Origin of the sequence: Paraburkholderia sp., from assembly GCF_035948235.1 — a bacterium.
Lineage (GTDB): Bacteria > Pseudomonadota > Gammaproteobacteria > Burkholderiales > Burkholderiaceae > Paraburkholderia.
Window position 1 is genome coordinate 1 of record NZ_DASZJJ010000034.1, and the last position, 11,536, is coordinate 11,536.

Here is an 11,536-nt window from a genome sequence, read left to right on the forward strand (position 1 = left end):
GGCTCCCCTTGATGCGGCGCACCTTCGCGCCAACCGCCGTCAGCTTCGATTCCATCCGGTCGTAGCCGCGGTCGAGGTGATAGATGCGGTCGATCAGCGTCTCACCGTCGGCGCACAGGCCGGCGATCACGAGGCTCGCCGAGGCGCGCAGATCGGTCGCCATCACCTTCGCGCCCGAGAGCTTTTCGACGCCCGCGATCAGCGCGGTCTTGCCGTCGATGGTGATATGCGCGCCCAGGCGGTTCAGTTCCTGCACGTGCATGAAGCGGTTTTCGAAGATGTTTTCGACCACTTGCGAGGTGCCGTCGGCGATCGCGTTGAGCGCCATGAACTGCGCCTGCATGTCGGTCGGGAACGCCGGGTATTCCGAGGTGCGCAGGTTCACGGCGCGCGCGCGCTCGTGCATGCGCACACGCATCCAGTCGTCGCCCTCTTCGATCGACACGCCCGCTTCGCGGAGTTTGTCGGTGACGGCGTCGAGGATATGCGGACGCACATTGCGCAACGTGACGTCGCCGCCCGCAGCTGCAACCGCGCACAGGAACGTGCCCGCTTCGATACGGTCGGGAATCACGGTGTGCTGCGCGCCGTGCAGCTTGTCCACGCCCTGGATCACGAGGCGATCGGTGCCGATGCCCTCGATCTTCGCGCCCATCGCCACCAGCAGATGTGCGAGGTCACCCACTTCGGGTTCGCGCGCGGCGTTTTCGATGATGGTTTCACCGTCGGCCAGCACGGCGGCCATCAGCAGGTTTTCCGTGCCGGTGACCGTGATCATGTCGGTGACGATGCGCGCACCCTTCAGGCGCTTCGCGCGGGCTTCGATGAAGCCGTGCTCGATGTTGATCTCGGCGCCCATCGCCTGCAGGCCCTTGATGTGCTGGTCGACCGGACGCGCACCGATGGCGCAGCCGCCCGGCAGCGACACCTTCGCTTCGCCAAAGCGCGCCAGCAGCGGCCCGAGCACGAGGATCGAGGCACGCATGGTCTTGACCAGCTCATACGGTGCCACGAGGCTGTCGACCTTCGAAGCGTCGAGCTGCATGCGCGTGCCGTCCTGCTCGGTGCGCACGCCCATCTGGCTGAGCAGCTTGAGCGTGGTGCGCACGTCCTGGAGGTCGGGCACGTTGTCCAGATGGACGGGTTCGGCGCTCAGGAGGCCCGCGCACAGAATCGGCAGCGCAGCGTTCTTCGCGCCGGAAACGATGACTTCCCCCGCGAGCTTTTGCCCGCCGACGATGACGAGTTTGTCCATGCCTGAAGTTTCCTGATCGTTGCGGCCGGCTTGATGGGTCGCGTCTTGATGAGCGGCGCCGCTGGCTGCGGCGCCTTTATCCTGGGTGATTCGCACTGAGATTCCAGATTATGCGTTCTGCCATTCGGCGGGCGTGAGCGTCTTCATGCTGAGCGCGTGGATTTCCTGACGCATGCGATCGCCGAGCGCCGCATAGACGAGCTGATGGCGCTGGATCAGACGCTTGCCGTCGAACGCCGACGAGACGATCGTCGCGAAGAAGTGCTGACCATCGCCCTCGACTTCGAGATGCTCGCACGCAAGACCTGCCGAGATGTACTGCTTGACCTGTTCCGGAGTCGGCAACGTGGACATGAATAGTGCTCCTGCCTGAATTTCACTTAGTGGCGCAGCTTGTAACCGCTTGCGAGCAGACGCATCGCAATGGTCGCCAGCACCACGAAAAAGACGAAAACGATCGCGAGGCTCGCGAGCGGGTTGATATCGGACAGACCGAAGAACCCGTAACGGAAGCCGTCGATCATGTAGAAGAACGGGTTAAGCCGCGACACCTCGCGCCAGACCGGCGGCAGCGTATGCGTCGAATAGAACACGCCCGAAAGGAACGTGAGCGGCATGATAAGAAAGTTCTGAAACGCCGCGAGCTGGTCGAATTTTTCGGCCCAGATCCCGGCGATCAGGCCGAGCGTGCCGAGAATCGCCGAGCCCAGCACCGCGAAGGCGATGATGTAAAGGGGCGCGGAAAAGCTCATCGGAATGAACCAGATCGTCACGACGAACACGCCCGCGCCAACGGCGAGACCGCGCACGATCGAGGCGAGCACGTAAGCCCCAAACATCTCCCATGCGGCCAGCGGCGGCAATAGAACGAATACGAGATTGCCCGTGATCTTCGACTGGATCAGCGAAGACGACGAATTGGCGAAGGCGTTCTGCAGCACGCTCATCATCACGAGGCCCGGAATCAGGAAACTCGTGTATTCCACGCCCGGATAGACCTCGACGTGCCCGCGCAGCGCGTGGCCGAAGATCGTCAGGTAGAGCAGCGCGGTGATGACCGGCGCCAGCACGGTCTGGAAGGCGACCTTCCAGAAGCGCAGCACTTCTTTGTAAAACAGCGTACGGAAACCGCTCATGCCAGCCCCTCGATCACTTCCGGACCGTTCATCACCTGCACGAAGACGTCTTCCAGATCCGCCTTGCGCACTTCCATCTCTTCGAGCTTGCAGCCGTTCGCGCGGCACAGCGACAGGATGCGCTCGACCTCGTCGTAGCTCGACAAGCGCAGCAGATGCTGGTTGACGTTGCCGTTGGGCAGGTTCGACATGTCGACTTCGAGCGAACGCAGTTCCGTGGGCAGCGCGCCTGCGGAAAAACGCAGATACAGCTGCATGCCCGCGAAACGCTGCAGCAGCGTGCTGGTGCGCTCGAGCGCCACCATCTCGCCGCGACGCAGCATGGCGATGCGGTCGCACAACTCTTGCGCTTCTTCGAGGTAGTGCGTGGTCAACACGATCGTGTGGCCTTCGCGATTCAGGCGCGCGATGAACTTCCAGAGCGTCTGGCGCAGTTCGACGTCCACGCCGGCGGTCGGCTCGTCGAGCACGATCACGGGCGGGCGGTGCACCAGCGCCTGCGCGACCAGCACACGGCGCTTCATGCCACCCGAGAGCGCGCGCATGTTGACGTCGGCTTTCTCGGTGAGATCGAGATTGGCCATGACTTCGTCGATCCACGCGTCGTTATTGCGCAGACCGAAGTAGCCGGACTGGATGCGCAGCGTCTCGCGCACCGTGAAGAACGGATCGAATACGAGTTCCTGCGGCACGACGCCCAGATTGCGGCGCGCATTGCGGTAATCGGTGACGACATCGTGACCGCGCACGGCGATCGTGCCCTCGTCGGCTCGGGCAAGGCCGGCGAGCGCGCTGATGAGCGTCGTCTTGCCCGCGCCGTTCGGGCCGAGCAGCCCGAAGAACTCGCCTTCTTCGACCGTGAAGCTGACGCCCTTGAGCGCCTGAAGCTCTTTGTAGCGCTTCTTGACGTTGCGGATTTCTATGGCTGGCATGACTCAGACGCCGCCCGTTTTGAACGGCGCGGCCGGTAAGTGCATCAATGCTGCGGGGAGGACCGCGGGGAAACCTTATTGGGGACGGCTTTCAGTCGCCTGGACCGTCTGCGCTGCCTTCCGGAAATCCGGGGCAACGCCCAAAAAACGTTTGATTATAGGCCAAGTCGGAAAGCCCGACCCGACCTCGGTCTGAACAGGGAGATTGGGAATGCGCCGGTTTGCAGCAGCGCTCGCGGCCACAAGCCGCAGCGGCGCACGCAACACCGGCGCGCGTCAATGTCGCTCGTGCAGGAGCGTATCGACGCCGTAGGCGCGCGCGAGAGCCGCGAGCGCGGTGGGCAGATTGAGGACGCTAAGGGTGGCGCCGCGTTCGTTCGCGGCGCGCTGCCAGGCGATCAGCACAGCCAGTGCCGACGAGTCGAACTGCGTGAGCGGCGTGCAATCGACGGCGGTGGCGCCCGCCTTGATCTGGGCGAGACCCGCCGAGAGCGCGGCGTTCGCGCTCTCGTGGGTCAGCGTGGCGCCCGTGGCGAAGCGCTCGCTCACGAAGCAGCCTTGCCTGCGGCCAGTTGCTGGTTACGTTGCGTCAGGAACGAGATCAGGCCTTGCACACCGCCCTGCTGGATCTTTTCCTGGAACTGCTGCTGGTAAGCCTGGATCAGCCATGCGCCGAGCACGTTGATGTCGTACACGCGCCAGCCTTGCGGCGTCTTGTACAGGCGATAGTCGAGTTCGATCGGCTGGCCGTTGTTCAGCACGGTCGAGCGGACCACGACATCGGTATCGTCCGGGTTCGCGCGGAACGGCTTGTATTCGATCTGTTGATCGCGGACCTGGGCGAGCGCGCCCGAGTACGTGCGGATCAGCAGCGTCTTGAACTGCTCGATGACCTGCTGTTGCTGGTCGGGCGTCGCAGCGCGCCAGTTACGGCCCATCGCGAGCTGGGTGGTGCGGCGGAAGTCCGTGTACGGCAGGATCTTCTCGTTCACGAGCTGCGTGATCTTGGTGATGTCGCCGGACTGGATCGACTTGTCGCCTTTGATCTGGTCCATCACCTGCTGCGTGATGGTCTTGACCATCGCGTCAGGATTGCTGGTGTCGACGGTCTGCGCGGACGCAGAACCGGCAAACCCGGCAAACGCAAAAAACATGGCAAAAAGCGGAGACAGAAAGAATTTTTTCATATCGAGTCCTGCAAGATGGGGAAATACGCCCCGTTGGACGCCAACGATATCACGCGAGTTCTATCGCGCTGAGTCAAGAAGTGCCAGGAAACTGCGACAAGCGTATCGACTTGTTACGTCAGACGTGTGGCTACGGGGCGCCGGCGCAGAAGGCAGCAATCTACGGAAAGATTGCTGCCCGCACCGTAAGTCTTGTTCAAGCTCTGCTCAATGCAGACGCAGCAGCCCCGGATAACCGATGCGCGCCGGCGGCACCATCTGGTCGCCAGGCACAGTGGTCGCCGAAGCGCCGTTCGGCGCCTGCGCGCCCGACGCCGCTTGCGGCGCGGCAACGCCAGCCGGGCCTTCAAGCGTGGCAGGCGCGGTGGTCGGGCCATTCGGGTAGGCCGGCGGCATGCTGGCCGCGCTCGGCGTAGCAGCACGCGCGGTGCCCGAAGCCGGGACAGCCGCTGCCGCACCCGATGCAGGCGCCGCACCAGCAGCACCAGCAGCACCTTCGTCCGGTTCGCCGTAGTTCGGCGGCGGAGCGCCATCGCCGTAATCCGGCAGGCTCGACGACGACGCGTGGCCATCGGAAAGCTGATAGCGGCGACGCTGCAGATAGGTGTTGCGCACGAACGAATACTTGTCGATCGCTGCGCCTTCGAGCAGGTCGCTTGCGCCCAGCAGATTCGCCCGCGTGCTGACGATGTTCAGCCCATAAAGGCCCCAGGACACGGCCGACGAATCGATATAGCTGATCGGGTTGATGAAGTAGTTGCCCACCAGCCCCACGCCGTCACGCACCGTGCTCGGGCCGAACAGCGGCAGCACCAGATACGGACCCGCCGGCACGCCATAGTGGCCGAGCGTCAGACCGAAGTCCTGGTTGTGCTTGGGCAGCTTGGCGAGCGTCGCGACGTCGAACAGACCGCCCACGCCGAACACCGTGTTGATCACGATCCGCATGATGTCTTCGACACCGTCGGTGATCTTCAGCTGCAGGAAGTTGTTGGCGGCGTTGTAGACGTCGCCGATGTTCGCGAAGAAGTTCGTCACGCTGTCACGCACCGGTTGCGGCGTGATCTTCACGTAACCTTTCGCGACCGGCTTGAGCGCGTACTGGTCCACCTTGTCGTTAAACGTGTAGACCGTGCGGTTGAAGCCTTCCCACGGATCGTCCTTCGACGGCGTCTGCACCGTCGAGCATGCCGTCAGCGCGAGCGCCGCAACGCCGATCGTGATGGCGCGCATGCGTGTGGTGATCATCTGTTGTTCTCCTTATTGGGCCGCCGCGCCGGAGCCGGCCTGCGCCGGCGCCGGTGCAGGCGCGCTTGCGGCACTTTCGCCGCCCGCTGCCCCGCCTGCCGCCCCGTTCGCGGCCCCGTTGCCTGCGCTGCTACCCGCGCTGCTGCCAGATTTCGAGGCGCCCGAATCGGCCGCCTTGCTATACAGGAATTGACCGATCAGGTTCTCGAGCACGATCGCCGACTGGGTCATGGCGATAGTGTCGCCGCTCTTGAGCATTTCGGTGTCGCCGCCCGGCTCCAGACCGATGTACTGTTCGCCGAGCAGGCCCGACGTCAGGATCTTCGCCGACGAGTCCTTCGGGAACTGGTACTGCTGGTCCAGATTGATGGTGACGAGCGCCTGATAGGTGTTGCTGTCAAAGCCGATCGACGCCACCCGGCCCACCGTCACGCCCGCGCTCTTGACGGGCGCGCGCGGTTTGAGGCCGCCGATGTTGTCGAATTTGAGCTTCACGCTGTAGGTCTGCTGGAACGAAAGCGAGCTCATATTGCCGGCCTTCAGCGCGAGAAACAGCAGCGCAATGAAGCCCAGCACCACGAACAGGCCGACCCAGAAGTCGAGAGCAGTCTTTTTCATCGTCATCCCAATGAGAATCCGTTGCGGCGGCGCCAGGGTTCAGGCGCCTGCCGCGTGGCCCGCGCGCCGCCTTCGGGCTGGCGCGCTTCGGGCCTGAGCTTTAGCTGAACATCAGCGCGGTAAGCAGGAAGTCGAGGCCGAGCACCGCAAGCGATGCATACACCACGGTCTTGGTCGTCGCGCGCGACACGCCTTCGGGCGTGGGTTTCGCTTCGTAACCCTGGTACAGCGCGGTGAAGGTCACGGCAAAGCCGAACACGATGCTCTTGATCACGCCGTTGCCGACGTCCTTCCAGACATCGACGCCGCCTTGCATCTGCGACCAGAACGCACCCGCGTCCACGCCGATCAGCAGCACGCCCACGACGTAGCCGCCCAGAATACCGACCGCGCTGAAGATCGCCGCCAGAATGGGCATGGCGATCACGCCTGCCCACATGCGCGGCGCGACCACGATGCGCACGGGGTCGACCGCCATCATTTCCATGGCCGTCAGTTGCTCGCCCGCTTTCATCAGGCCGATTTCGGCCGTGAGCGACGTGCCCGCGCGGCCTGCGAACAACAGCGCCGTAACCACGGGACCGAGCTCGCGCACGAGCGAGAGCGCCACCAGCAGCCCGAGCGCCTGCTCCGAACCATAACGGTTGAGCGTGTAATAACCCTGCAGACCCAGCACGAAGCCGACAAACAGCCCCGACACCGCGATGATCAGCAGCGAATAATTACCGACGAAGTGGATCTGCTTCGTGACAAGACGCGGACGGCGCAGCAGCGGGAAAAATTCCAGCACGAGGCGCGCGAAGAAACGCGTGGCGTGGCCCGCGCGCGTGATCGAATCGAGCACGCCGCGGCCGATCGAACTGATGGCGCCGATCATGAACGGCCTCCGCCAATGCCGAAGTCCGCGTCGAGCGGCACGTTCGTCGGGTAATGAAAGCGGAACGGGCCGTCCGGCGCGCCGTCGATGAATTGACGCACGATCGGATCGGTCGAGGCGCGCAGTTCCGCAGGCGTGCCCTGCGCCTGCACTTTGCCGTTCGCGACGAAGTAGACGTAATCGGCGATGGCGAACGACTCGGGCACGTCATGCGTGACGAGAATCGACGTCGCGCCGAGCGCGTCGTTAAGCGTGCGGATCAGGTTCGCGGTAATACCGAGAGAAATGGGGTCGAGTCCTGCGAAGGGCTCGTCGTACATCATGAGTTCGGGGTCGAGCGCGATGGCGCGAGCGAGCGCCACACGGCGCGCCATGCCGCCCGAAATCTCCGAAGGCGCGAGATCGCGCGCACCGCGCAGACCCACGGCGTTGAGCTTCATGAGCACGAGGTCGCGGATCAGTTCTTCGGGCAGATCGGTGTGTTCGCGTAGGGCAAAGGCGACGTTCTCGAACACGGACATATCCGTGAACAGCGCGCCGAACTGGAACAGCATGCCCATTTTGCGGCGCAGCGCGTAAAGGCCTTCGCGCGTCTGCGCGCCGACGTCCTGGCCCTGAAACAGCACCTGGCCGCGCTGGGCGCGCACGAGGCCGCCGATCAGGCGCAGCACCGTGGTCTTGCCGCCGCCCGAGCCGCCCATGACCGCGACCACCTGCCCGCGGCCAAAGCGCATGTTCAGTCCGGACAGGACGAGCCGGTCGCTATAGCCGAAATCGACGTCGCGCAGCTCCAGAAGGGTCTCAGAGGGTGAGGGCACGTAGGCTGACTAGTCCATTAACACGAAGGCGGGATTATAGGGCCATCGTGAAATTGCTGCCGTGATGCGCCCATGACCCTTGATGTGGCAACAGCGCCGCCTGGCGCCGGTTGCCGCTCGCTCCTCGCCGCTTCGCGCCCCCATTAGACCGGGTGCGCGACTTGCGGCGAGGCCGGGCCATTATTGCGTAAACGCTTTGCGCAGCGCAGCAACGGCGGCAGCCGGATCGGCCGCCTCGGTTACCGCGCGCACCACGGCGGCGCTCCCCGCGCCGGTGGCGAGGACTTCAGGCAGCACGGCGCCGTCGATGCCGCCGATTGCGACCATCGGCACCACGCCGTCGAGCAGTTGCACGTAGCGCGCGAGACGCTTCATGCCTTGCGGAGCCGTCGGCATGCTCTTCGTGGTGGTGGCGAACACCGCGCCGCAGGCGATATAGCTCGGGCGGAAGTGCAGCGCCGTGAGCATTTCGAAGTAGCCATGCGTGGACAAACCAAGGCGAATGCCCGACGCGGCCAGCGCGCCCAGATCCGCCTCGCGCAGATCCTCCTGGCCGAGGTGGACGCCGTAGGCGCCCGCGGCCATCGCCGCCTGCCAGTGGTCGTTGATGAAGAGTTGCGCGTCGTGCTTGCGGCCCGCCGCGACGCAGCGCTCGATCTCGCGCGTGAGTTCCGGCGATTCGACTTGCTTGCTGCGCAGCTGCACGGTCTTCACGCCGAAGTCGAGCACGCGCTCCACCCAGTCGGCGCTCGGCAGCACCGGGTAGAGGCCGAGCTTTTGCGGGCACGTTGCGAACGGCCGCGCGGGCGCATCGGGCAGGCCGAGCACACGCGGGAAGCGCGCGATATCGACAGGCCATGCGTCGGCTTTCTGTTCGTCGCCGTCGCGCCAGGCGAGCGCCAGCACCAGCGCGTCGTGCGGATCGAAGCCGCAGTCGAGGAACGCCGCCAGCGCGGGAATCCAGTCTTCGGCCAGCGAGCCTGCCAGTTCATAACGCTCGCCGCCCAGGTGCAGCGTAACGAGCGCGGCTTGCGGGTCATCCCCCTTCGCCTCGATCACGCCCGCGCCTTCGGTCATCCAGCGCGCGATGCTCGCCAGATGCGGTGCGGCGTCGGTCACGATGATCAGATCGCCGCCATTGGGCGCATCCGGCGGCGTCAGGCACAGGCGCCACGGCGCATGTGTGGGCGGCCAGTCGCCGAGCTTCGCGCGGATGCGCTCGGCGCTTTCGGTGAGTTCGTCGGCGGGCGGCCAGAACAGTTCGCGGTCTTTCAGTTGCAGCGTATTCGTCATTACTTGCCTCCATCCTGGTGCCAGAACGGCATGCCGACCACGGGCGTGCTCGCCACAGCGGCTTCGCGTTCGGCCATCGGCCCGGCGAGATACGCCGTGCGCCCCGCCTCCACACCCAGCGCGAAGGCGCGCGCCATCGCTTCGGGATGCGTGGCTTGCGCAACAGCCGTATTGAGCAGCACGCCGTCGAAGCCCCACTCCATCACCTGGGCCGCATGCGACGGCAGGCCCAGACCCGCATCGACAATCAGCGGCACGTCGGGCAGGCGCTCGCGCAGCACGCGCAGGCCGTAGGGATTGATCACGCCCTTGCCGGTGCCGATGGGTGCGCCCCACGGCATCAGCGCTTCGCAGCCCGCGTCGAGCAGGCGGCGACCAATCACGAGGTCTTCCGTGCAGTACGGCAGCACTTTGAAGCCGTCCTTCACGAGCCGCGCGGCGGCTTCGATCAGGCCAACCGGGTCGGGCTGCAGCGTGTAGTCGTCGCCGATCAGTTCGAGCTTGATCCAGTCGGTTTCGAACACTTCTCGCGCCATATGGGCCGTGGTCACGGCCTCGTTGACGGTCAGGCAGCCGGCGGTGTTCGGCAAGAGCGGCACGCCGTGGCGCTTGAGCAGATCGAAGAAGCCGGCTTCGGCGGTGCCGTCGTTCATCTGGCGGCGCAGCGCGACGGTAATCATGCCGGGGCGCGCCGCTTCCATCGAATCGGACAGCGATTGCAGCGACGGATAGCGCGAGGTGCCGAGCAGCACGCGGCTCTGGAAAGTTTCGCCGTAGAGCGTGAGCGCGTCGGCGGTGTGTTGGGTGGTCATGGCGGGGAATCCTTGGCGGGTGGCGTGGGCGATGGGCGGCGCGAACCGGACATCAGCCGCCGGCCACCGGGCTCACGATGTCGAGACGGTCACCCGCCGACAGCGTGCGCGCGCCATGCTGGCCACGCGCGACGAAATCGCCGTTCACGGCGACGGCGAAGGGCGGACGCGCGCCGAAAGCGGCAAGCGCATCGGCGACGGTCGCCCCCTCGGGCAGCGTGAGCGGCTTCTGGTTGATCTGAATGTCCATGGCAAAAACGTCTAAAACGCGGGTGACTACGTTGAATCGTGGCGAGGCGCAAAACACGCGCCCCGGTTCTTTTTTCGGGCTGCTCAAGCGTGAGCGTGCTCGCTTTGTCCTTGCGTCGTATGCAGCATCGAGGCCCAGCGCGACTCGCCGCGCAGCGCCTCGAAGGCGTCGGCATCGGCAAGACGGCCCGCCAGCATGGCTTCGGCCACGCGCACCGCTTCGTCGGCGACGGCGGGGGCGATCATGAAACCGTGGCGGTAAAGGCCGTTCACGCGCAGCGTCGCGTCACCGTCCCAGATCAGCGCCGGACGATGATCGGGCAGCGTCGGGCGGACCTGCGAGTTCAATTCGAGAATGCGCGCCTCGCCGAACGCCGGATGCACGGCAAAGGCCGCGCTGAGCAATTCGAGCGCCGAGCGTACGCTCACCGGCGAGCGGTCCTCGCCCTCGATTTCGGTCGCGCCGATCACATAGAGGTCGTTTTGCTTGGGCGCGATATAGAGCGGATAGCGCGGATGCAGCAGGCGCACCGGGCGCGTGAGGCCGATGCCCGGCGCGTGCACGCGCGCCACTTCCCCGCGAATGCCACGCAGCGCGGGCAGCACAGGCTTGGCGCCGAGACCGCGGCAATCGATCGTCACGCGCGCGGGCGGCAGGTTGGCGTCGTCGACGCTGGTGTGCCAGTGCGTTTGCACACCGCGCTGCGCGAGGCCCGCCGCGAGCGCCGCGAGCGCCTGACGGTTATCGAGCTGGCCTTCGCCGTCGAGCAGCCAGCCGCGCGCGAAACGCCCGGCGAGCGCCGGCTCAGCCGCGTCGAGCTGCGCGCCCTGGAGCGTGGTGAAGTGAGTGTCGGCGAGTTCGCGCGGCGCGTTGGCACGCACGCGGCGCTCGAACAGCGGCGCTTCGGTGCGATCGGCGTGATGCCAGACCACCAGCGTGCCGTTGCGCTGGAAGAACACCGGCTCGGGCAGCTCGGCCAGAATGCGCGGCCAGGTGTCGAGCGAGGCGACGCCCAGTTCGGTGATCAGCAATTCGGCGACGGCAGCTTCCGCGAGCGGCGCGAGCATGGCCGCCGCGACCCAGGCCGCCGCTTCCCCGCCTTCGGGGCCG

The 11,536-nt window shown here is 65.5% G+C and carries 14 protein-coding genes; all 14 read right to left on the reverse strand.

Going from position 1 to position 11,536, the window contains the following annotated elements; translation table 11 throughout:
• On the reverse strand, nucleotides 1-1,255 hold a 1,255-nt coding region (gene murA, locus VG320_RS02140; RefSeq protein ID WP_327198523.1), incomplete at its 3' end, for a UDP-N-acetylglucosamine 1-carboxyvinyltransferase.
• A 108-nt stretch (nucleotides 1,256-1,363) separates the two neighbouring features.
• Nucleotides 1,364-1,609: a BolA family protein gene (locus VG320_RS02145; RefSeq protein WP_327198524.1), complete on the reverse strand. Its 246-nt coding sequence runs from the start codon at nucleotides 1,607-1,609 to the stop codon at nucleotides 1,364-1,366.
• Nucleotides 1,610-1,635: 26 nt separating this feature from the next.
• A complete protein-coding gene (locus VG320_RS02150; RefSeq protein ID WP_327198525.1) occupies nucleotides 1,636-2,391 on the reverse strand; it encodes an ABC transporter permease in 756 nt (251 codons plus the stop codon).
• A complete protein-coding gene (locus VG320_RS02155) occupies nucleotides 2,388-3,323 on the reverse strand; it encodes an ABC transporter ATP-binding protein (protein ID WP_327198526.1) in 936 nt (311 codons plus the stop codon). Before VG320_RS02155 ends, VG320_RS02150 begins: the two co-directional genes overlap by 4 nt.
• 276 nt (nucleotides 3,324-3,599) lie before the next feature.
• The gene (locus VG320_RS02160) at nucleotides 3,600-3,872 is read right to left on the reverse strand and encodes an STAS domain-containing protein (RefSeq protein WP_327198527.1); all 273 of its coding nucleotides are present in this window, start codon (nucleotides 3,870-3,872) and stop codon (nucleotides 3,600-3,602) included.
• The gene (locus tag VG320_RS02165) at nucleotides 3,869-4,510 is read right to left on the reverse strand and encodes an ABC transporter substrate-binding protein (protein WP_327198528.1); all 642 of its coding nucleotides are present in this window, start codon (nucleotides 4,508-4,510) and stop codon (nucleotides 3,869-3,871) included. The genes VG320_RS02160 and VG320_RS02165 overlap by 4 nt, the downstream gene beginning before the upstream one ends.
• A gap of 207 nt (nucleotides 4,511-4,717) precedes the next feature.
• Nucleotides 4,718-5,758, reverse strand: a complete 1,041-nt coding sequence (locus VG320_RS02170) for an MlaA family lipoprotein (RefSeq protein WP_327198529.1) — start codon at nucleotides 5,756-5,758, stop codon at nucleotides 4,718-4,720.
• Between the two features lie 12 nt (nucleotides 5,759-5,770).
• A complete protein-coding gene (mlaD, locus tag VG320_RS02175) occupies nucleotides 5,771-6,382 on the reverse strand; it encodes an outer membrane lipid asymmetry maintenance protein MlaD (RefSeq protein ID WP_327198530.1) in 612 nt (203 codons plus the stop codon).
• A 94-nt stretch (nucleotides 6,383-6,476) separates the two neighbouring features.
• Nucleotides 6,477-7,253 carry a lipid asymmetry maintenance ABC transporter permease subunit MlaE gene (gene mlaE, locus VG320_RS02180; RefSeq protein ID WP_327198531.1) on the reverse strand — a complete coding sequence of 259 codons (777 nt, stop codon included), beginning with the start codon at nucleotides 7,251-7,253 and terminating at the stop codon, nucleotides 6,477-6,479.
• On the reverse strand, nucleotides 7,250-8,071 hold the full coding sequence (locus tag VG320_RS02185) for an ABC transporter ATP-binding protein (RefSeq protein WP_327198532.1): 822 nt from the start codon (nucleotides 8,069-8,071) through the stop codon (nucleotides 7,250-7,252). The genes mlaE and VG320_RS02185 overlap by 4 nt, the downstream gene beginning before the upstream one ends.
• 180 nt (nucleotides 8,072-8,251) lie before the next feature.
• Nucleotides 8,252-9,364 carry a thiamine phosphate synthase gene (gene thiE / locus VG320_RS02190; protein WP_327198533.1) on the reverse strand — a complete coding sequence of 371 codons (1,113 nt, stop codon included), beginning with the start codon at nucleotides 9,362-9,364 and terminating at the stop codon, nucleotides 8,252-8,254.
• Nucleotides 9,364-10,176 carry a thiazole synthase gene (locus VG320_RS02195; RefSeq protein ID WP_327198534.1) on the reverse strand — a complete coding sequence of 271 codons (813 nt, stop codon included), beginning with the start codon at nucleotides 10,174-10,176 and terminating at the stop codon, nucleotides 9,364-9,366. The genes thiE and VG320_RS02195 overlap by 1 nt, the downstream gene beginning before the upstream one ends.
• A gap of 52 nt (nucleotides 10,177-10,228) precedes the next feature.
• Complete coding sequence (gene thiS, locus VG320_RS02200) at nucleotides 10,229-10,426, reverse strand: sulfur carrier protein ThiS (protein ID WP_103706925.1); 198 nt, start codon at nucleotides 10,424-10,426, stop codon at nucleotides 10,229-10,231.
• Between the two features lie 83 nt (nucleotides 10,427-10,509).
• Nucleotides 10,510-11,536 (reverse strand): FAD-dependent oxidoreductase (locus VG320_RS02205; RefSeq protein ID WP_327198535.1); only part of this gene is annotated, 1,027 nt, incomplete at its 5' end.